Below are 21,648 nucleotides of genomic sequence, written 5' to 3' on the forward strand. Positions count from 1 at the left end.
GAGACGCGGAGCAGGCGATGGGGATCGGATGGTACGAAGTGAGCGAGGCACAGTGGACGCGGATTGCGCCGCTGCTGCCTGGCAAGGCGAGCGATCCCGGCCGCACCGGATCGGATAACCGTTTGTTCGTGAATGGGTGTTTGTGGGTTTTACGCTCCGGAGCACATTGGTGCGATCTGCCGGAGCGCTACGGTCGGTGGAAGACGGTGCATCGGCGCTTCAGCCGCTGGTGCCATGCTGGCGTGTGGGAGCGGGTGTTCGACACGCTCGCCGCCGACCGCGACAACAGCTATCTCATGATCGACAGCACCATCGTTCGCGCCCATCAGCAGGCGGCGGCCGGAAAAGGGGGGCCAGGGATCAGGCGCTGGGGCGTTCCCGAGGTGGACTGACCACCAAGATTCACATGCTTGCCGATACCTTCGGGCGCCCGGTGCGCTTTCGCATCACGCCCGGCCAGGCCAGCGATATAACCGTCGCACCCGACCTTCTCGAAGGTCTGCAAACATCCGCCGTGCTGGCCGATAAAGCGTATGACGGCAACACCTTGCGGGCACGCATTGCCGAGATGAATGCCGTGGCGGTGATCCCCTCCAAGCGCAACCGCAAGATCTTCATCCCACACGACACCGGCATCTATAAGCATCGCAACCAGATCGAGAGGTGCTTCGGACGCCTCAAACACTTCAGACGCTTCGCGACCCGCGATGATCGCCGCATCGACCACTTCACCGGCTTCGTTTACCTCGCCGCTGCCTTGATCTGGCTACGCTGAATGTCGATCCGCCCTAGCACTACTTTGGCACTTTAGGTTCAGCCGGCGTGCTTGGTTGGCGCCGACATTGTGGGCATCGGGAGGGTGGTGGTCGTGCGAAGAGGTCGAGGATGGCCTGCCTAACAGCCGGCATGCTCGGTTGCGGCGGCGGTCCCGAGACTCTTTTTTTTCCGTCCCGCGACCTGGAGGCGGCGGGACTGGAGGAAGGCGTAGGCAATCATCGTCATCAAGCTGTGTCGGTGTAGCCCCGTCCATGACCGGCCTTCGAAGTGGCCGAGGCCAAGTTCCTCTTTAAGCTGCTGATGGGCCTGCTCGCATATCCACCGGGCTTTGACCGCAGCTGCGAGAGTTTTGAGGGTCGTGTGCGCGGGCAGGTTCGAGATGTAATATTTGCGCTCACCGGTCGCGCGGCGCTCGCCGATAATCCAAACTTCGTCGCCGGGCATTCTGGAGACGCCTTTGTCGAAGATGCGGTGCTTTGGACCGTCTGCGATGCGGACACGGCATGCAGCGAAATGGCATGTGAGCGCGCCCTTCGTGCCGCGTCGCCAGCTTATCTTTCGCCATCTCTGGCCGGCCAGCACCTCTTCTGCGCAGACCGGCGGCATATTTGGGATGTGGTGCTTGCGCGGTTTGCGAGCCTTCTCTGTTGGGAAGATCATGGCGACATCGGTGGGATAAACCGTTTGTCGCCGGGACATGCCGACTGCCCACACAAGGCCACGCTCGCTCAGCGCATGGCGGAACGGCGCGCTCGACCCGTAACCCGCATCCGCAAGTACGCAGCCAAATCGGACACCGGACGCGATGACACGGTCGATCTCCTCGATCGCAATCTCGGGCTTCGACAAAGCGACTTGTCGGTCCGCTGGGATGCGAGCGCGGGCCATCCGCTCCGGATCGCGCGTCCAGCTGTCCGGCAGGAACAGTCGAAGGCCGACCATCACCGGTACCTCGCCCGATGCCAGTGTCACCGACACCAGCGACTGGCTGTTCGCGGTCTTGCCGAGCGACGAGGCATATTGTGGCGCGACGCCCACCGAGTGGCGCCCCTTCTTCGGCAATGCCGTGTCGTCGATGACCAGGAAGGCGTCGTCGCCGCCGACCAGGCGATCCGCTTCCGTCAGGAGAGCCCTCTCCAAAGGCGCGCTGTCCCAGACGCCCGCCGCGACAAAATGATGAAGCTGGTCGTAGCCGACCTCGCCGGCGCGAGCCGCCATAGGCTGCACGCTCTTGCGGTCACCTGGACCAATCAGACCAGCAATATACAGCGGGCACATCCTGCGCCGCGCTGGATGCGATAGCCCGACCAGGAACGGTTCAAGCCATCGCTCCAGATCAATCCGCCAGCTCTCGTCCACCGCCATCGCAAAGGATCCGTCAGCCTACACTGACACATCCGAATCCATGACGATCCCTGTCGGTTCCTTCAACCTGCCAAAGTAGTGCTAGCGCGGATCGACATTCAGGATTCCCAAGGGGGCTGGAAGCTGATTCCAGAGCCGGGTCGAAAAGCCGTAACGCTGCTTGCGGTCGAAGCGGTTGGGAATATTGGCCCATGTGTCTCGGGTTGCAGCGGCATCGCGAATGGCGGTGCAGTCATATCCCTTGTCGCCGAGCAGGGTGGCGCTCTCCGGAGCCGCCGCGATCAGCGCCTTGGCTTCACACGCGTCATGGACGTTTCCACCCGTCAATCGTAGGCTGACAGGACGCCGATCAGCATCGACGAGCGCGTGGGGCTTGGTGGTAAGGGCGCCCCGGGAACGTCCCACGCCATGATCTGAAGATCCCCCTTTTTACCGTCGCACCATGCTGGTGGACGCGCACGCAGGTGGAATCGATCATGACCAGTTCGCCGTTGAAGCCAGCGGCAACTGTCGCCAGCAGCCGGTTCCACACGCCCGCTTTTCGCCAGCGGACGAACCGGTTGTAGCAGATCGTCGATGGTCCATAGCGTTCAGGAATCTCCGCCCAGGGCGCGCCTGATCGGAAGCGCCACAAGATGCCGTTTAGCACCCGCCGGTCCTCGACCCGGGGCACACCGCGTGGCTTGTTGGGCAGCAAGGGCTCGATGATGAGCCATTCCTTGTCCGTCAGTTCATACCGTCGCCGCGTCATCCGTCCTCCGCTCTCGAAAGACGCCCGAATCACGGTCGTAGCGAACGCTCAACCCAATTTATGAATTCACGCCCGAATGTGAAAGCCTGCCCTACCGTGAATCCGTGTCCGGATAATGCACAGAGGCCGACATAGCGACACACAGGACGTTTGCCATGCCGATCGCGCTTCGCTCGGATTTCGACGCTGGCTCAGTCAGGGCTGCTGCGCGAAGATCGAAGGATGGTGCGTCGGCTTACGTTGGCGGCGATCTATGGATGCGGTAGAATCACGTTTGCACGCAGCCAGCAGATTGATATGGCGATGCCAGTCTCGAATATGAAGCGGCGTGCCCACATCGGACAGATCAAACGGACCAGTCGGCCATCTGAATTAAAAGGTAAATCTAATCGTGGATGATTTTCTGAACGCGCCTTGCGACGAGGATGCGGTAGATCTTCTGTACAATATCTTTATTGGCCGGAAGCCGGAGGCAGGCCATCCATGGGTTGGCGTTCCTAAAATCACCGTAATTAATGGGCTTATTCAATCCGAAGAGTTCAGCATCAAATGCGATGTACTTCTACGGCAAGGCTTCGATAGTATCTTTGAAGGACGAGACGCGAGAATAATTGATTATATTCCACCATTCCTCGTTGAAATGGGAGGAAGTCTTCCGCGCTCCAACACATGGCCTGATTTTCTATTATCTGGGATAGATGCTCTTAATGGATTCCTAAATCCGGACCAAATCCCGGAACATGCTCGAATACTTTCCGAGATGATTGCCAACGAATATAAACCAAGGCCTGAAAAGGCTGGTTTTTTCCGAGATTTGCTGGCTTTCAACAAAGAATGGTTTCTTCGTTTCAATAAAAATGTTCCTGCTCTTCGGGACGTTTCGAGGTCGGAACTGGAAGCCCTCGCGGCGCTGATGGTTGTAACCGGCGAGGCCGAGATTTCTCCCTTCTTCCAGATTGGCGGCCTCAAAAATCGCGATCTGCGCCGGACAATCTTTGGCACCGACAAAAAGCCTGCCGACTTTACGCTCGATGAAGTGATCTCCCGGCTAAAAATCGCGTTCAAGCGGGGGATATTGTCGCATTGGCTTTTTCATCCGGGTTATTACGAATCGCAACGAGAGCAAGCTTTCGCGACTGGCCGAATCGACCGCTGGGCTCCACAATCAGACCCTTATATCGACTTTCTAGAAAATGGCGATCTGCAGAACATACGCCCGCATTGGCTGTTCTGCCCGACCGCCTATAAGATTCTCAATCCGGATTTGACGGAAAACCACTCGTTGTTCCGCCATTTCGTCACGTTGGGACAGTTTGATGAGAGGAGAACATCTGCTCTATTCGATCCCGAATATTATCGGACAATGAACCCTGCAACGCGGCTGGATGTGCGAAACGGTAACTACGCGTCACTGCTTGAAGGTTTTTGCGCGAATTCAGACACTCATGATGTCCCTTTCTCGCCTGATTTCGATCTTGCTTTTTATAAAGCGAGTTATCCGGATATAGTTCCCGACGGATATCATGTCCGGAGCGTTGCTCATCATTTCCTGTTCTTTGGCGTAAGAGAAGGGCGAAACCCAAATCCTTACTTCGACCATGCGTATTTTGCGCAGCGATACCCTTGGATCGGCGAACAGTGTCAAAAGCTCAGCATAACGCTGCTCGAATATTTCCTGCTGATTGGTCGGCACGAAAACATGAGAGCCGCCCGCCCCTTGGCCGACCGGAACATCGATATGCTTCAGGCCAAGGCGCTCTACGAACGTCGAGCGAAGGACGCACTGACCCGCAGCCAGCGTCATCCCGTCGATTTTACGCCGCTGAACAACGAATCCCCAGTCCTATCCGTGATTGTGCCCGTCCATAATCAGGCGAGCTTCACGGCCCGGTTCTTGGAACTCGCTTTTTTTGGCGCCGCGGAACTCAAGCGGCGCTCTGGGCAAACGATGGAAGTCATCGTCGTCAGCAATGGCAGTTCCGATACGACCGCCGAATTGCTCGCCGCGACCTCCGGAATCAAATACGTCGATGAAGCGAAAGCACTCGGCTATCCCGGCGCCGCCAATCTGGGCGCCGGCATGGCAACCGGCGAACTTATCGTGGTCGTCAACAACGACATTGAATTTGAACCCAGCGTGTTCGCCGACCTTGTCGAAAGTTACTTCCGAATTCCGAACTGCGGGGCGATCGGGCCACGCATCTTGTCGATGGATTTGACCATACAGGAAATCGGCGCCTTCATTGCCGGCGACGGCAATTCGTTCGGTTTTGGGCGTGGCGAGCGCTCGAGCTACAACGCCATAGAGCGCGTGGAGCAGGTCGATTATGTGTCGGGCTGCTTCCTCTGCCTGTCGCGAACCGACTTCGAAAGTCTCGGGGGGTTCGACCCCATCTTCTCGCCGGGCTATTATGAAGAGGTCGATCTCTGCTTCCGGCTGAACGAGGCTCTGGGGAAACAAGTGTACGTCGATTCCGCGATCACCATCACGCATTACGAACATGCTAGCTTCATGAAGGGCCGCCCCCCAACGGTCAGCCATCCGACAATTTTGCGCAATCGAAAACGCTTGCTCAAGAAACATTCGAAGCTAGGCGCGCGGCCGACGATTGATAAAATCATGGGTGCAGCGGGCTTGGCGCGGCTCGGCGTGGCGAAGAGTCGCATTCTGGTGATTGAAGATTTGGTTCCTGATCCGAGGCTCGGATCAGGTTTCGGCCGGGCTGCCGAGGTGCTTCGCACGTTCCATAAAATGGGCGTCGCCTATGACGTTGTCGCCGTGAACCCGACCCTCAAGATCGATGATTACGAGTTCGGCGACGTCATGCTGTACCGCAACTGGATGCCGGGGGAATCCGTCGAGGCAGTCCTTAACCGCTCGCCCGGCATATACTCCCACATCTGGGTATGCCGATCGCACAATCTCTCCCGTTTTTATGAGGTGCTAAAGACCCATAAGGACATCTGGAACACCAAGATTGTCTGCGATACCGAAGCGGTTAGCGTCCAGCGGACAATCGAGTTGGCAAAGCTCCAAGGGCAGGCTCCGTCCGAGAGCGAAATCGTCGACCTTGTTGCGGCAGAGTTCAACGCGTCCGCGATCGTCGACCGTTTCATCGCGGTAAATGAGCGGGATACGGGTTTCCTTCAATCCACCGGCCTGCGTAACGTCTCGATTATCTCGCACACGGTCAGCGGCGTTGTACGCTCGACCAGGCCGTGGAAGGAGCGCACGCGCTTGCTCTTTGTCGGCGCGGTACATTCACCGCTTGCACCGAACTTCGATAGCCTGAAATGGTTTTTGCGTGGCTCGGCCAAGATGATCGCAAAGCACAACCAAAGACTGACGTTCGTAGGCTACTGGGACGAAGCCATTCTGCGTGAATTTCGTGAAAATAATCTCAATGCGCGGGTCGATTTCCTAGGGATGGTTTCAGAGCAGCGACTTTCCGAGTTGTACGAGGAATCTGTCGTCGCCTTGGCACCGACGCGGTATTCGGCCGGCATCCCGTGCAAAGTCGTGGAATCGATGCTGACGGGAATCCCAATCGTGATGACCGAGTTGCTCGCCGACCAGATCGGCATCAGCGACGAGGCCAGGGGCAACTTCGCAGTCGCGAAAATCGACTCCAAGGGCGAAGCTTTTTGCCAGGCAGTCAGCCGCCTGATCGAAGACGAAGCGTGGTGGAACACGGTGCGCCAGGCGCAGATCGGTTATGCTGACAGCAGATTCAGCCACCATGCTTTCGATCAGGAGGTGCGGGCGGTGCTGGAGCAGGTCGATGTAGGTTGGGCTTATTGACCGACACGGGTATCGGGGCGCAATTTCGGCATGATCATTCAACCGAAAGCACCCAAAACCTAACCTTTTCAATAAAGCCTCGCGGTATTTTTCAAGAACGACGATATCATCCTTGGCGACACCGATAAAAGTCATGCCGCTCGGCTGATACCAAGCCCCATTGATCATCACGCATGTGCCCATTTCCGTCGACCAATGGGCATGATGCGCCATGGCTGATCGACGAAGCGGTGCCAAGCGAAGCAGCAATGGTCGAGAATGTCCTCGTAAGATCGGAAGATCCGGTTCGAAAGCCCAATGCTGCGCATAAACTGCCAGAGGTTTTCGACCGGATTGAGCTCGGGGCATTTTGACGGCAACGGCATAAGCGTGATTTTGGGCGGGACAATGAGCGCGTCAGAGGTGGCCCGGTTTGTCTGCACAGTCTCGCGGGCTCATTAAGTTGATTGTCGGCCGTTGATCATGCCGCTGCGAGAAGCGGCTGGTTGAAGTATTCTGGTCGGGTATCCCGCACCAAGGCTCGAGTTTGGCCTCACGGCATTATGGAAGCCGAAATATCGACCGATATCGCTGCGCGTCTCGGGCATCGAGGCGTAGGCGTGATCATACACCTCCTCGTATTTCACCGAGCGGCAAAGGCGCTCCACGAAGGCGTTGTCGCGCCAACAGCCCTTGCCGTCCATGCTGATCGCGATCTTCTCTCGCTGGAGGACGCCTGTGAACCCGGTGCTGGTGAATTTCCCTGATCGGTGTTGAAGATCTCGGGTTTACCGAAGCGCGTCAACGCTTCCTCCAATGCCTCGACGCAGACATCGGTCGCGAGCGTGATCCACACGCGCCATGCCAGCACCCGTCTGCTGAACCAATCGACAAGGGCGGCAAGGTGGACGAAGGCGCGTGCCATTGACACGTAGGTGATGTCGGTCGCCCAAACCGCGTTTGGTCGCGTGACTGCCAGCTTGCGGAGCAAATACTGGTAAATCCGGTGTCCGAGCGCCGGTTTCGAGGGGTTGGGCCGTCGGTAAATCGCCGCGACGCCTATCTTCTTCATCAGCGTCGCGGCGTGTAACCGCCCGACCTTCACGCCTTCGCCGGCGAGCGGGTAGGTCATGTGCAGTTCACCGATCCGGCGCATCAACGACAGGTCGCAGGACGATACCGGACGAAGCAGATGATAGATGCTGCCGCGACTGACACCGAGGTGCCGCGCCTGCTGTGAGGCCGCCAGATCATGAGAACGGTCGATCATCGCTTTGGGCTCGGCAATGTCCGGCCTTCCCGAGCGCTCCGGACAAAAATTGTTCGCCAGCGTCAGTTCGCCCATCTTCGCATGTAGCACCGTCACATCGACCGCGGGCTCGGCCGGAGCCTGCTCCGAGCCGAACACGTCCGCCGCGCTCTCCAGCAACTTCCCTCGCCATTGGTCGATTAGATTGGGATGAACGTCGAACTGCTGTGCCAACTCGGCCAGCGTCTTCCCGCCCTTCACCGCGGCCAACGCCACCTTCGCCTTGAATGCCGGACTATGATTCCGAAGCAGCCGCTTGCTCATCATGCCTCCTGCGCGCAGCCATTCTGGCTGCCTTCAGGCCGACAATCCACTGCAAATCCTCCAGGCCACCTCTCACGATTGCAGTCGCGCTTCATCAGGCGAAAGTAGAAGGGTTTCTGGAATGATGTCCCGGGTTACCGGTCGAGTCAGCAATCGCTCGGCCACAGCACGGACATATGCGAGCGGGACGTGAAATGCGCCCCAGTCGCCAGCCGGCTCACCCAAGGCATAGTAGATGTTCTGCCCCTTCAACAAAGCGATCTGCGCCTGCAGGTGGTCAGGGTGATCAGCGTTCTGAAGCGCGGCGACGTGCGTACCCGGGAGAGAAAACACCGCGTTATTCAAGGCAGATCCGCATTCCCCCATAATCGAGCGAGCGGAGGCAAACAACCTGATTTGCTCGGGGAGCGTCATCGTCTCCGGGCGAATAATTTCAAATCCCAGGTCTATTGCAAGGTCTTCAACGGCCTGTCGGTTTACGAGTGTTCTCATGCCTTCGGCGCGGGCGACAAAAAGATTTCTGTTCGCGATCTCTGGCACGATATCTGCGGCATATTGCCGCCGCAGGCGCTCATGCACCCGAATGAAATCCGGACGAACCTCCGAATTAAACCGGTCGTAGGTCGGAACTACAAGGTGTTCACACCGGACAGCGACTTTCGCCAGGTCTACAAAGACGCACCGCTCCCGCGGCAGCCCTACGGCATCCAACATGGCGAACTGCCAGGATTTACTGGGTGCCGGCAGCAAATACTGGTCGATGTGGATGCCGGAACGCAGTGCTCGTTCCAGCTTGGGAAGCATATCGACAAGCCAATGACCATAGATGCGCCAACCATCCACAACCAGACTCAGCGTAGTCCCTTTTAAATGCTGGACCTCATCGGGCCTCTCGAGCTGCCACTGACCATTTTCGGCCGGAGTAATTACCATATCGTCTTTAACGTATGGAAACACCTCGAAAGGATACATCATGGCACGCCCGATCAGCACATGCTCTCCGACCAGCGTCAGATTATCCTGCAGAACAAAGGCATCGTCAGCCATAACGAAGCCCGACCAGGGTACAGAAGCAACGGGATTGTAATAATCCCGATCCCACACCGTCTGATCTGTTGCTGCGACATAATCCGGACGATAGCGGCGAAAAGTGCGCCAGTCCGAATCGATGCGGATCGATACTCCAGGAGGAGCTTCTTGGACGTTCGATCGACTCAATTCATCAACGTCAAATATATTGAACAACATCCGCATTAGTCTGTACACGCCTTTGCTGATCGAACCTCTACATGCCGGGTTGCCGGTGTCATGGCAAGCCGATGACACGCCCTTCACCGCGATCCAGCGGAGATCGCGCCGGCTCGCAGAACCGGGCTCGCGGCTGAAAGGCGCCGGCTTGCCCGCCCCGAGTCTGATCGGGTGAAAGGAAACGGCGTTTCTTCCCCACGTTTAACGTGCACAAACACGACCCTCTGGTTATCGCGGCGCGACGCCACTATGGCGCGTTGCCATGTCATTGAGGGAAGAGAATATGCCTAAGACCGCCATCGTCACCGGGATTAGCGGCCAGGATGGCGCGTATTTGGCGGAAAACCTGCTAGGGCGTGGGTATACGGTCTATGGGACGTATCGCCGGACGAGCTCTGTCAATTTCTGGCGGATCGACGAGCTTGGCATCACCAACCATTCCCAGCTCAAGCTCGTCGAATATGACCTCACCGACATGGGGTCGGCAATCCGGCTGATTGAAGCTTCTGAGGCGACCGAGGTGTACAACCTCGCCGCGCAGAGCTTCGTCGGCGTGTCGTTCGACCAGCCGATCACGACCGGCCAGATCACCGGGCTCGGCGCCGCTTATCTCTTGGAGGCGATTCGCACGGTTAATCGCGATATCCGCTTCTACCAGGCGTCGACCTCGGAGATGTTCGGCAAGGTTCAGGCGATCCCGCAGACCGAGGATACGCCTTTCTACCCGCGCAGCCCATACGGCGTGGCAAAGCTCTACGCGCATTGGCTGACTGTCAACTATCGCGAAAGCTTCGGGATTTTCGGAGCCAGCGGCATCCTGTTCAACCATGAATCGCCGCTGCGTGGTCGCGAGTTCGTGACGCGCAAGATCACCGATACAGTCGCCAAGATCGCACAGGGCAAGGCTGAGGTGCTCGAGCTGGGTAATCTCGATGCGAAGCGCGACTGGGGCTATGCCAAGGACTATGTTGAAGGCATGCGACTGATGCTCCAGCATGACGTTGCCGACACCTACGTCCTCGCAACTAACCGGACTGAGCCGGTGCGCCACTTCGTTGAGTTGGCTTTCGCGCAGGTCGGCATCGAGCTCGACTGGTCGGGCAAGGAAGAGAACGAAACCGGGATCGATCGCAAGAGCGGCAAGACGCTTGTACGCGTCAATCCGGCCTTCTATCGTCCGGCGGAAGTCGATCTGCTGATCGGCAGCCCTGCCAAGGCGGCGCAGGATCTTGGCTGGACGCCCACAGTGCAGCTGGAGGAACTCACGCGCCTGATGATGGAAGCAGACATGCGGCGCAACGCTGCGGGTTGGTCGTTCTGATGCGGGTAGCGCTGACCGGAGCGACCGGGTTTACCGGTCGCTCCGTATCTGCCGCCCTGGAGGCGGCCGGCGCAACGCCGGTCGTGCTGCGGGTCGATTTGCGCGACCAATCTGCGGTCGAGCGCGCGGTCGACGCGCTCGACTTCGACCGGGTAATCCATCTCGCCGGTCACGCCTTCGTCAATGCGGCGGACTGGCAATCTTTCTACGCGGTCAATCAGCTTGGCACGCTCAACCTGCTGGAGGCGGTCGCCCGTAAGGCGCCGGGCGCACGCTGTATCCTGGCGTCGAGTGCGCAGGTCTACGGCCCGAAAGCCGAGGGGCTGATTGCCGAGGGAGCCCCCACCAACCCCACCAACCATTATGCGATCAGCAAGCGCGCAATGGAACAAGGGGCTGATCTCTGGCGCGACCGCCTGGACATCGTCGTGACGCGCCCATTCAACTACACCGGCGTGGGTCAGGATACGCAGTATCTGATTCCGAAGATCGTCGACCATTTTCGCCGGCGGGCGGACGTGATCGAGTTGGGCAATACCTGGGTGCGGCGTGATTTCGGCGATGTGCGATCTGTTGCCGATGCCTGTGTTCGGCTGGCGTTGGCGGCCGACGTGCCGCCTGTCGTCAATGTCGCGACGGGTGCCGTCTCCTCGATCGGCGATATCCTAGAGCAATTGACGGCCATCAGCGGCCATCACATCAAGGTCAAAGTCAACCAGGCGCTCGTGCGCAAAGGCGACGTCGAAGTGCTGGGTGGCGACGCCACGCTGCTGCGCGACACGCTGCCGGACTGGCGGCCGCGCGCGATCAGCGACATACTACGATGGATGTATGAGGCAGGTGCGTCCGAATGAGGTGATACGATCACGGTACGGTGCCGGATAGAGCTGGCCGACACTGCCCCTAAAAGGTTGCACCGCCGCCAGCAGGCCTCGTATCCGGGGACCGTAGCTTGAGAATTGCAAGTTGGCATCGTACACTGGATACCCATCGGGATGGCGCACGACATTGCCCTTTTTATGAAGTTGCGAGTAATTCCTGCAATGTCGTCATCGCTTATATGGTTTGATATATGATATCTTTTCAAAATGTCTCGAAAAGTTACCATATTCGGAAATTCCGCAAGGATGTTCTGAATGGTTTGAATTTCGATATTCCGACCGGATGCAGTCTCGGCATTTGTGGCGCGAATGGCGCCGGAAAATCGACCTTGATGCGACTCATTTCAGGCGTTGAAGCGCCAAGTGAAGGACGCATTACCCGGACGGTATCTTGTTCTTGGCCTATCGGATATTCAAGCTGCTTCCAGTCTACCTTAACCGGGGCAGATAATGCCCGCTTTATTGCTCGAATTTACGGTAGAGATATTGGGCAGCTACTCGATTATGTAGAAGACTTTGCGCAGCTCGGGGCTTATTTTTATCAGCCGATTTACAGCTATTCTGCGGGCATGATGGCCCGGCTGGCCTTCGGCATATCCCTCGCGATAGATTTCGACTGTTATTTGGTCGATGAGGTTACCGCGGCTGGCGACGATCGCTTTCGCCAGCGCTGCGAAGAGGCGCTCCACCATCGGCGGGAAGCGGGAACCTTGCTGATGATAAGCCACGATCCGCATACCCTTCGCGCCTATTGCGAGCGCGGCGCTGTACTGCATGATGGTCAACTGGTGTTTTACGATACAATCGACGAAGCGATCGCTGTCCATACGTACAACCAAGCCAATTAATCGCCTCTCTTGTTTCAAAAACTTCACAGAATAACTATGTCATTTAGATTGAATGGGGAGGATTGAGATTTGAAAATATTATATGTTTCTGTCCATGCTGTTCTCGAAGACGACGAGGTAAGGCTATTTAAATCTCTTGGCCATGATGTGTTTACCTTGGGGGTAAACTTTGGATTTGAGGCGATCGAGCCTTTTCGAAATAGTATTGTATTCAACGAAACAGAGAGGGATTTTCTAACATTATTCCATGATATGGGATGTCGGTATCATTATGGCCCACAATATGCACATGAGACAATAATAACGTCCGATTTCGTTGCGCTTTTCGACATCGTTGTCGTCATGCACGATCTTGAATTCATCAATCGTTTCTGGTCCGAATTGTCGCAGCGCCCCGTAATCTGGCGTACGATCGGCCAAAACATTGATGGTATCGAGCCAGCCGCGGCCAGTCTGCGGGCGCGGGGCATGCATGTCGTGCGCTATTCCCCCATGGAAAGGCGCGCCGTTGATTATTGCGGCGAGACCGCGCTGATACGGTTTTGCAAGAACCCGGACGATTATGGGCCGTGGACTGGACATGCGGACCATATCCTTACCTTCTGCCACACGCTAGTACGGCGTTACCCCGAATCCGCAGCCCGCTATGGCGAAATCGTACAAGGCTTGCCGTCGATGCTGGGCGGGGCCGGCAACGAAGGCATGCAAGGGCATATCGGCATATTGTCGCCGCAGCAGCAGGCCGTTCATTACAATGCCTGCCGGGCTTATCTGTACTGCTCGGGGCCGGAGATACCGTACACGCTCAACTTCATGGAAGCGTTGATGACCGGCATGCCGGTGGTGGCCGTCGACTTTGCACCGGCGCACATATTTTATGAAATCCCCGCACTGCTCGCGCACGGCGCCGGCATTGTCGCGAAAACGGTTAAGGAAGCCCGCGCCGTATTGACAACCCTGTTGAGCGACGAAAGCTACGCTCGCTCGGTCAGCGCCAAGGCGCGCGCGCGGGCAATCGAGTTGTTCTCCACTGAGCACATCGGCGCACAATGGAATGCGGTGTTTCAGGAGATGGCGTAAAACGCCCCTTCCCGGCGGGAGGGCGCTTTGCCGATCAACGCCGAGGAGGGCGCCCTGCGAAGTCGCCGGGGGTTTTCTGCGTCATCGAGTACTCCTGATGAAACCCATCTTCCATATCTCATTCTGCCGATCTGGCACGACATTGGCGATGCGGTTTCTGGTCTCATCCACATGTTAATGCTCATCGATCAAGGTGCGCGACGTGGCCGATACGCTGGTGGCGATCATGGCGGTGATCGCCTGCCTGAAAATTTAGCTATCCTGCGACCTTCGCTTTGTCTTTAGAGTTGCTCTCGCAAGCCGAAATTCGCGCGCATGTGCGTCCAGACTTTGCTGAAGATGCTTTATGCCGATTTCGACACCGATCACGCCTGTCATCCTGTCTGGCGGATCGGGGACGCGGTTGTGGCCGATGTCGCGGCCCGAGCGCCCCAAACAGATGCTGGCGCTAACCGCCGAGGAGACGATGCTCCAGCTGACCGCGCTGCGTGCGATCGGCGAGGATTTCGCGACGCCGATCATCGTCGCCAACGCACGCCATGCCGATATGGTCGACGAACAGCTCCAACATGTCGGCGCCCGCGCTCAGGCGCTGATCCTGGAGCCGATGGACCGCAACACCGTGCCTGCGATCGCGCTTGCCGCGGACGTCGCGAGCCCACTGCTGGTGATGCCGTCGGATCATGTCATCGCCGATATCGGCGCGTTCCACGCCGCAATCCAGGCAGCCCTGCCGCTAGTCGCCGACGGCTGGCTCGTCACCTTCGGTATCGCGCCTGATGCGCCCGAGACGGGGTACGGCTGGATCAAGGTCGGCGAGGAAATTTCTGGCGGCCTTCACTACGTCGCCAATTTTGTCGAAAAGCCGCCGCGCGACCAGTCCGAGGCGATGCTTGCGGCGGGCGATCATTGTTGGAACGGTGGCATCTTCCTGTTCCGCGCAGACGTCTATCTCGCCGCGCTCGCGGTGCATGCCTCTGAGATGCTAGCAAGCTGCCAACTGGCGATGAACAAGGCCAGGCGAGAGGGCGCGCACGTTTATCCCGATGCCGAAGCGTTCGGGGCGTCGCCCGACGACTCGATCGATTATGCCGTGATGGAAAAGGCCGAGCGCGTTGCGGTCGTGCCGGTCAGCATGGGCTGGAACGATGTCGGCAGTTGGGACGCGCTGCATGCGATCAGCGAGCTCGACGCCGCCGGCAATACGCATAGCGGATCGGCCGGTCAGGTGATCGCGATCGATACCAGCAACTGTCTGGTCCGTACCGACGATGTGCGCGTCGCGATCGTCGGCGTCGACGATCTGATCGTAGTGGCGAGCGGCAGCGACGTGCTGATCCTGCCCCGCGGCCGCAGCCAAGAGGTTAAGAAGCTTATTGAGGCAATGAAACGCATCTAGCACTACTTTGGCACTTTAGGTTCAGCCGGCGTGCTTGGTTGGCGCCGACATTGTGGGCATCGGGAGGGTGGTGGTCGTGCGAAGAGGTCGAGGATGGCCTGCCTAACAGCCGGCATGCTCGGTTGCGGCGGCGGTCCCGAGACTCTTTTTTTTCCGTCCCGCGACCTGGAGGCGGCGGGACTGGAGGAAGGCGTAGGCAATCATCGTCATCAAGCTGTGTCGGTGTAGCCCCGTCCATGACCGGCCTTCGAAGTGGCCGAGGCCAAGTTCCTCTTTAAGCTGCTGATGGGCCTGCTCGCATATCCACCGGGCTTTGACCGCAGCTGCGAGAGTTTTGAGGGTCGTGTGCGCGGGCAGGTTCGAGATGTAATATTTGCGCTCACCGGTCGCGCGGCGCTCGCCGATAATCCAAACTTCGTCGCCGGGCATTCTGGAGACGCCTTTGTCGAAGATGCGGTGCTTTGGACCGTCTGCGATGCGGACACGGCATGCAGCGAAATGGCATGTGAGCGCGCCCTTCGTGCCGCGTCGCCAGCTTATCTTTCGCCATCTCTGGCCGGCCAGCACCTCTTCTGCGCAGACCGGCGGCATATTTGGGATGTGGTGCTTGCGCGGTTTGCGAGCCTTCTCTGTTGGGAAGATCATGGCGACATCGGTGGGATAAACCGTTTGTCGCCGGGACATGCCGACTGCCCACACAAGGCCACGCTCGCTCAGCGCATGGCGGAACGGCGCGCTCGACCCGTAACCCGCATCCGCAAGTACGCAGCCAAATCGGACACCGGACGCGATGACACGGTCGATCTCCTCGATCGCAATCTCGGGCTTCGACAAAGCGACTTGTCGGTCCGCTGGGATGCGAGCGCGGGCCATCCGCTCCGGATCGCGCGTCCAGCTGTCCGGCAGGAACAGTCGAAGGCCGACCATCACCGGTACCTCGCCCGATGCCAGTGTCACCGACACCAGCGACTGGCTGTTCGCGGTCTTGCCGAGCGACGAGGCATATTGTGGCGCGACGCCCACCGAGTGGCGCCCCTTCTTCGGCAATGCCGTGTCGTCGATGACCAGGAAGGCGTCGTCGCCGCCGACCAGGCGATCCGCTTCCGTCAGGAGAGCCCTCTCCAAAGGCGCGCTGTCCCAGACGCCCGCCGCGACAAAATGATGAAGCTGGTCGTAGCCGACCTCGCCGGCGCGAGCCGCCATAGGCTGCACGCTCTTGCGGTCACCTGGACCAATCAGACCAGCAATATACAGCGGGCACATCCTGCGCCGCGCTGGATGCGATAGCCCGACCAGGAACGGTTCAAGCCATCGCTCCAGATCAATCCGCCAGCTCTCGTCCACCGCCATCGCAAAGGATCCGTCAGCCTACACTGACACATCCGAATCCATGACGATCCCTGTCGGTTCCTTCAACCTGCCAAAGTAGTGCTAGATCCAACTGCATGAAGAAACGGAGGGGGGCAGGTCAATCGAACTCTGGCATACGACCCCGCGCCGGAGCATCTGAACCTGACCGTCACTTGGCAAATTGTATCGGTTGCGCTAGCCGCTTTTGCTAGGCACTCACACGCGAATGGATGCAAATGATTGGCAAGCTATTGCGCAAGCACGAGAAAGCAAAAATCAAGGCATTGCTATCACTGGTGAATCACAAGTCTCAACCAAACCTGAATGCGCTGACGGAGTCAGTGAAAGACCTGACTGCAGCGCAATTGAGTATCAAACTCTATGGATATGAATTGGCGCGCAAGCTGCATGAAGCGTTGCCGATCCCGGAAAAAACGCTTGCGAACCATGTCGGCCTGCAAACCAGTCTGTCTATTCAGGATGATATCGAGAGCGATTGGTCTGCTCATTGGTGCGCAGAGCTCAAGATACCTGTGGTATATCACCGCAAAATCTGGGAGCTTATTTATATCCTCCAGGCGATATTCGAAGAAGGCCACATGAAAAGTTGTACTCGTGCGTTGGGATTCGGGTGCGGTGAGGAGCCCATACCGAGCTACCTTGCATCGCTCGGTATGCGGGTCACGATGACCGATCTTGCCCCGGAACAAGCCCAAAGTGCTGGCTGGACAGGGACAAACCAGCACGCGGCGAGCTTGGAGCGCGCGCATAAGCCATATCTTGTAAGCATTGAAAAATTTAGAGATTTGGTCGACCTGCAGTATGTTGACATGAACGCTATTCCATCGACGCTTTCAGATTACGACCTCTGTTGGTCAATGTGCGCACTGGAGCATCTCGGTTCGATCGAGAAGGGCCTCAAATTCATCGAGAACTCGCTTGTTACACTTCGCCCCGGTGGCCTCGCGGTCCACACAACCGAGTTCAACATTAATCCCGAAGGGCCCACCATCGATAATTGGGTAACCGTGTTGTTCCAGCGACGGCATATCGAAGAGCTGGCCAAGCGCCTTAGAATGCAGGGGCATTACGTCGCGGAGCTTAATTTCGATCTCGGGAAAAAAGTGATGGACCGCTTCATTGACCTTCCTCCGTTCCATCATAATATGCCGGTTGAGCTTCAGGAATGGGTAGGCGAACAATACCATCTCAAGCTCGGCTTCGATGGTTTTGTGACCACCTGCATCGGCATCGTCGTCCGCAAAGCGATTGCCTGAACATCAGGCGGGATCAGGAGCGCAGGGGCAAAACTGCTCACATGCAGCGGCTCGTTGACGAGGCGGCATGATTGGGCTCAGCGCCGAAACTATGGATGACGTTCGTTTATGCGCGCTACAACAGGCTAGCGTGCCGCAGTAATCGGCCGGAACCTATCGGCGCAGCACGGCCTACGACTTATAGGCCCATCCGTGTAATGAGCGTTCGAGTTGTCGCCATGGACATGAACAGCCGCAAACCGTTTGACGCTAGCGGTTCAAAGCCACAGTCGGTGTAGCGAGCGAAACGCCTTGCTACCGTCTCAGGATTGCCGCAGTCGAGCATCGCGAAGGCGATCTCTAGGCCCTCGGACGCGCCAGGCAATTCACCAGCAGATCGCCCTCATAACCCGCGCCCGGAACCGGCTATCAACCCCAATCATCGATATATAGGCTGCCGGGATGGAGCCATGGGCAGGGCGGGAGCGGGCGAACCGCTCAGGCAGTTCGGTATAGTCGATCGCGTGGGCATTAGTGGCGTAGAAGCCGATAAGTTCGCTCTTCGGTCCCACCATCACGAAGGTGCAGACGTTAACTTAGCGGCTTACATGGCGGCCGATAAGGCCGAGAGCGACGGTCATCAATGCCACGGCCCCCGCACTTATCGCCCATCACAGCGCGAGGAAAGTTATCCCCATCCTGCATATCTCGACCAACTATGCTTTCGCGGGTTCCTACGAGCGACCTTGTCGGCCGGATGACCGTACCGGGCCACTCAACGTCTATAGCACCTCCAAGCTCGGCGGCGAAATTGCGGTGGCAAGTGAACCGCGCCGGGTTTGCCGGAGGCTCCAACTCCTGAGAAGGTGGAGCCTGTATGAGCAAGACGACGAACAAATTTGCGCCTGAGGTCCGCGAGCGGGCGGTGCGGATGGTTGTCGATCACGAGCGCGATTATCCCTCTCGCTGGGCGGCGGTGGTTTCGATCGCGGGAAAGATCGGCTGCGTTCCGCAGACGCTTCATGAGTGGGTGAAGAAGGCCGAGGTCGACAGCGGCAAGCGGGCGGGCGTCCCGACAGAGGTTGCCGACAAGGTGAAGGCGTTGGAGCGCGAGGTCCGCGAACTGCGACAGGCCAACGAGATCCTGCGCAAGGCGTCAGCGTATTTTGCTCAGGCGGAGCTCGACCGCCCGTTCCGGCGATGATCGCCTTCATTGACGATCACCGCGATGCCTATGGGGTCGAGCCGATCTGCCGCGTTCTGCCGATCGCCCCATCCACCTATCACGAGCGCGTCGCGCAGCGACAGGATCCAACACGCCTATCGGCGCGGGCGCAGCGGGATGTCGCCCTGAAGCCGGAGATCGCGCGCGTGTTCGCCGAGAACTTCGCGGTCTACGGCGTGCGCAAGGTCTGGCGGCAGATGATGCGGGAAGGCTTTCCGGTCGCCCGCTGTACTGTCGCGCGGTTGATGCGAGAGATGGGCTTGGCAGGAGTGATCCGGGGCAAGCCGGTGCGCACGACCATCAGCGACAAAGCGGCGCCGTGCCCACTCGATCACGTCAACCGCCGGTTCTACGCGCCGGCGCCGAACATGCTGTGGGTGTCGGACTTCACCTATGTCGCGACCTGGGCGGGGTTCGTCTACGTCGCCTTCGTCATCGACACCTATGCCAGGCGGATCGTCGGCTGGCGGGCCAGCAGGACGGCGCATGCCAGCTTCGTTCTCGATGCCTTGGAGCAGGCGCTTCATGATCGCCGGCCGGCTCATCGGGGCGGCCTCATCCATCATAGCGACCGCGGGTCGCAATACGTGTCCATCAAGTACACCGAGCGCCTTGCCGAAGCCGGGATCGAGCCGTCGGTCGGCAGTGTCGGAGACAGCTACGACAACGCTTTGGCCGAGACGATCAACGGCCTCTACAAGGCCGAAGTGATCCATAGGCGTGGGCCGTGGCGCAGTTTCGAAGCCGTCGAATACGCCACGCTCGAATGGGTCGACTGGTTCAACCATCGTCGGCTGCTGGAGCCTATCGGCAACATCCCGCCTGCCGAAGCCGAAGATCAATATTATGCTGCCGCAGACACCATCGATATGGCAGCGTGACTCACAACCCAACGCCTCCGGTAAACCCGGGGCGGTTCAAAGCGCCAATCCGCGCCATGCCATCCTCCGGGCCGCCTGGATGGTAAGTGCGCACGGCAATAATTTTATCTAAACGATCCGCCGACTCGGCGTAGCTATCCGGCGGGCGCCGATTTGCGGTAGCGAAGCTCGTTATAGAGGACGTTTTTATCGGCGCGTCAGGACATCCGCTCCGCGGATGCCACAAATGACAACATTGACCGATCCCGAGCGCCGGCGTCGAGCCGCAGCGAACGAACCGGCATGGTCTATCCTATCGCGCTTGAAGCGGTGAAACGGCTCGATGCGCTGTTCGACATCGAGCGCGCCGTCAACGGCAAGCCTGCCGCTGACCGGGTTGCCGTGCGCCAGGAGCTCAGCGCGCCGCTCATGACCGAACTCCACAGCTGGCTCATCGCGCAGCGCGCGATGCTGTCGCGCAGCCACAATCTCACCAAGCCTGTCCTGAACTCGTCGAAGGGGCCATCATCTGCCGGCGCCCCGGCTCGACGGGCTCCTGCCAGGGAATTGGCGCCTGCCACGGGCCGCGCTCGCCGCCTGATGCATCAGGCCACGGCCTTCACCGGATGCTTACGACTCGGCCGCGAGCGGCCGGTGATCAAGGTTGTTGCCGACCAGCATGGCAGCCCGACCAGCGCCGCCGACATCGCGGATACCTTGTTGAGGATGACCAGGCGTATGCTTGCACCCGATGCACCCTGCGGCATCTGGCATTTCGTCAATGCTGGCGAAGCGACCTGGCACGATCTCGCCGAGATGGTGCTCGCCGATCTGTACGCACACGAGGGCAAACGCCCGATCTTACAAGCAATCGCTACCACAGACTATCCGACACCGGCCGCGCGGCCGCCTTATTCCAGGCTGGACACATCTTCGCTGACCCGAGACTTTGGCGTTATCCCACGCCATTGGCAGGACGCCGTCGCCGATATTCTGGGACAAATTAATCACATCGACGCAATGGCCGGGAAACAAGACGAGGAAGGAATATCGTGAAAGGCATCATCCTCGCGGGCGGCTCCGGCACGCGCCTTCATCCTGCGACGCTGGCGATCAACAAGCAATTATTGCCAATCTACGACAAGCCGATGATCTATTATCCGATGTCGATCCTGATGATGGCCGGCATTCAGGATATCCTGATCATCTCATCACCGGAATATATCGATAATTACAAGCGGCTGTTTGCGGATGGCTCCAGCTTCGGCCTGCGGATATGCTACGCTATCCAGGCCAAGCCCGATGGCCTTGCTCAAGCCTTCGTGCTCGGCGCTGACTTCCTTGCCGGCGAGGCGGCCGCTCTGGTGCTCGGCGACAATATCTTCTTCGGCTCCGGCATGACCGAGCAACTCGCCCGCGCAAGGGCACGCGAGAAGGGCGCGACTGTATTCGCTTATCAGGTCGACAAACCCGAAGCCTATGGCGTGGTCGAACTTGATGAAGAGGGACTGGCGATCAGTATCGAGGAAAAGCCATCGACGCCCAAGTCGAACTATGCTGTCACCGGTCTATATTTCTATGACGAGCGTGTCACGAAACTGGCGTCGCAGGTAAAACCATCGGCCCGCGGCGAATATGAGATCACCGACCTCAACCGCCTCTACATGGAAATGGGCGAGTTGCACGTTGAGAAGATGGGGCGCGGATATGCCTGGCTCGACACCGGCACGCATGACAGCCTGGTTGAGGCATCCGAATTCGTCAGAGTCATTCAAAAACGACAGAATACTCAAATCGCCTGTCTGGAAGAGATCGCCTTCCACAATGGCTTCATCGACCGCGATCAACTCCGCAAGCGCGGCGAGATGTTCAGCAAAACGGGCTATGGTCGCTATTTGCTCGATCTGGCAGATGCGAAAGGCTGATAAGGACG

General features: G+C 58.5%; 12 protein-coding genes, 7 pseudogenes and 1 other annotated feature. Of the genes and pseudogenes, 13 read left to right on the forward strand and 6 right to left on the reverse strand.

Features of this window, described 5'->3' with window-relative positions:
- Positions 1-17: 17 nt before the first annotated feature.
- A pseudogene (locus tag PBT88_RS20205) lies at positions 18-775 on the forward strand (IS5 family transposase).
- Between the two features lie 38 nt (positions 776-813).
- Here PBT88_RS20205 and PBT88_RS20210 read toward each other — a convergent pair.
- Together PBT88_RS20210 and PBT88_RS20215 are read right to left on the reverse strand one after the other, a co-directional pair.
- Positions 814-2,142, reverse strand: a pseudogene (locus PBT88_RS20210) (IS701 family transposase).
- A 123-nt stretch (positions 2,143-2,265) separates the two neighbouring features.
- Positions 2,266-2,893 (reverse strand): annotated as a pseudogene (locus PBT88_RS20215) (IS5 family transposase); the annotation flags it as partial.
- A 391-nt stretch (positions 2,894-3,284) separates the two neighbouring features.
- Between PBT88_RS20215 and PBT88_RS20220 the strand changes: the two are divergent.
- A complete protein-coding gene (locus tag PBT88_RS20220) occupies positions 3,285-6,695 on the forward strand; it encodes a glycosyltransferase (protein WP_270077076.1) in 3,411 nt (1,136 codons plus the stop codon).
- 167 nt (positions 6,696-6,862) lie between these two features.
- On the opposite strand, the pseudogene PBT88_RS20225 reads toward PBT88_RS20220, so the two are convergent.
- The 3 genes and pseudogenes from PBT88_RS20225 to PBT88_RS20235 form a co-directional block, all read right to left on the reverse strand.
- Positions 6,863-7,099 (reverse strand): annotated as a pseudogene (locus tag PBT88_RS20225) (transposase); the annotation flags it as partial.
- A 56-nt stretch (positions 7,100-7,155) separates the two neighbouring features.
- Positions 7,156-8,247, reverse strand: a pseudogene (locus tag PBT88_RS20230) (IS3 family transposase).
- Positions 8,248-8,319: 72 nt separating this feature from the next.
- Positions 8,320-9,501, reverse strand: a complete 1,182-nt coding sequence (locus PBT88_RS20235; protein WP_270077077.1) for a glycosyltransferase family 61 protein — start codon at positions 9,499-9,501, stop codon at positions 8,320-8,322.
- Positions 9,502-9,778: 277 nt separating this feature from the next.
- Between PBT88_RS20235 and gmd the strand changes: the two genes are divergently transcribed.
- From gmd to PBT88_RS20260, 5 genes are all read left to right on the forward strand, one after another.
- The gene (gmd, locus tag PBT88_RS20240) at positions 9,779-10,816 is read left to right on the forward strand and encodes a GDP-mannose 4,6-dehydratase (RefSeq protein WP_270077078.1); all 1,038 of its coding nucleotides are present in this window, start codon (positions 9,779-9,781) and stop codon (positions 10,814-10,816) included.
- Positions 10,804-11,670, forward strand: coding sequence for an NAD-dependent epimerase/dehydratase family protein (locus PBT88_RS20245; RefSeq protein WP_270077079.1), 867 nt, complete (start codon positions 10,804-10,806; stop codon positions 11,668-11,670). Before gmd ends, PBT88_RS20245 begins: the two co-directional genes overlap by 13 nt.
- A 218-nt stretch (positions 11,671-11,888) precedes the next feature.
- The gene (locus PBT88_RS20250; RefSeq protein ID WP_270077080.1) at positions 11,889-12,545 is read left to right on the forward strand and encodes an ABC transporter ATP-binding protein; all 657 of its coding nucleotides are present in this window, start codon (positions 11,889-11,891) and stop codon (positions 12,543-12,545) included.
- Positions 12,546-12,614: 69 nt separating this feature from the next.
- Entirely contained in the window at positions 12,615-13,625 is a 1,011-nt protein-coding gene (locus PBT88_RS20255) for a glycosyltransferase (protein ID WP_270077081.1), read from the forward strand.
- 412 nt (positions 13,626-14,037) lie between these two features.
- Positions 14,038-15,024, forward strand: a complete 987-nt coding sequence (locus tag PBT88_RS20260) for a mannose-1-phosphate guanylyltransferase (protein WP_270079330.1) — start codon at positions 14,038-14,040, stop codon at positions 15,022-15,024.
- A gap of 21 nt (positions 15,025-15,045) precedes the next feature.
- On the opposite strand, the pseudogene PBT88_RS20265 reads toward PBT88_RS20260, so the two are convergent.
- Positions 15,046-16,374, reverse strand: a pseudogene (locus PBT88_RS20265) (IS701 family transposase).
- A 230-nt stretch (positions 16,375-16,604) separates the two neighbouring features.
- On the opposite strand from PBT88_RS20265, the gene PBT88_RS20270 reads away from it, so the two are divergent.
- The 6 genes and pseudogenes from PBT88_RS20270 (at position 16,605) to rfbA (ending at position 21,640) form a co-directional block, all read left to right on the forward strand.
- On the forward strand, positions 16,605-17,651 hold the full coding sequence (locus PBT88_RS20270; protein WP_270077082.1) for a class I SAM-dependent methyltransferase: 1,047 nt from the start codon (positions 16,605-16,607) through the stop codon (positions 17,649-17,651).
- A gap of 642 nt (positions 17,652-18,293) precedes the next feature.
- On the forward strand, positions 18,294-18,539 hold the full coding sequence (locus PBT88_RS21255; RefSeq protein ID WP_407696571.1) for a sugar nucleotide-binding protein: 246 nt from the start codon (positions 18,294-18,296) through the stop codon (positions 18,537-18,539).
- A protein-coding gene (locus PBT88_RS20275; RefSeq protein ID WP_270077083.1) for an IS3 family transposase occupies positions 18,508-19,736 on the forward strand; the annotation gives its coding sequence in 2 pieces (ribosomal slippage) (positions 18,508-18,796 and positions 18,796-19,736; 1,230 coding nt in all). Before PBT88_RS21255 ends, PBT88_RS20275 begins: the two co-directional genes overlap by 32 nt.
- Positions 18,789-18,905 (forward strand) — a sequence feature (AL1L pseudoknot). Its footprint overlaps the gene before it by 117 nt.
- A gap of 249 nt (positions 19,737-19,985) precedes the next feature.
- Positions 19,986-20,219, forward strand: a pseudogene (locus tag PBT88_RS20280) (IS66 family transposase); the annotation flags it as partial.
- Positions 20,220-20,771 (forward strand): SDR family oxidoreductase, encoded by a 552-nt coding sequence (locus PBT88_RS20285; protein ID WP_407696572.1) that lies wholly within the window; start codon positions 20,220-20,222, stop codon positions 20,769-20,771.
- Positions 20,768-21,640: a glucose-1-phosphate thymidylyltransferase RfbA gene (rfbA, locus tag PBT88_RS20290; protein WP_270077084.1), complete on the forward strand. Its 873-nt coding sequence runs from the start codon at positions 20,768-20,770 to the stop codon at positions 21,638-21,640. The genes PBT88_RS20285 and rfbA overlap by 4 nt, the downstream gene beginning before the upstream one ends.
- The last annotated feature ends 8 nt before the right edge of the window (positions 21,641-21,648 follow it).

It is taken from the genome of Sphingomonas abietis (genome assembly GCF_027625475.1).
Classification (GTDB): Bacteria; Pseudomonadota; Alphaproteobacteria; order Sphingomonadales; family Sphingomonadaceae; genus Solisphingomonas; species Solisphingomonas abietis.

What these genes read in the sequence shown, in the direction of transcription:
- PBT88_RS20235 (WP_270077077.1), bottom strand. Translation starts at nt 9,501, where the DNA reads ATGCGGATGTTGTTCAATATATTTGACGTTGATGAATTGAGTCGATCG.
- gmd (WP_270077078.1), top strand. Translation starts at nt 9,779, where the DNA reads ATGCCTAAGACCGCCATCGTCACCGGGATTAGCGGCCAGGATGGCGCG.
- PBT88_RS20250 (WP_270077080.1), top strand. Translation starts at nt 11,889, where the DNA reads ATGATATCTTTTCAAAATGTCTCGAAAAGTTACCATATTCGGAAATTC.
- PBT88_RS20260 (WP_270079330.1), top strand. Translation starts at nt 14,038, where the DNA reads ATGTCGCGGCCCGAGCGCCCCAAACAGATGCTGGCGCTAACCGCCGAG.
- PBT88_RS20270 (WP_270077082.1), top strand. Translation starts at nt 16,605, where the DNA reads ATGCAAATGATTGGCAAGCTATTGCGCAAGCACGAGAAAGCAAAAATC.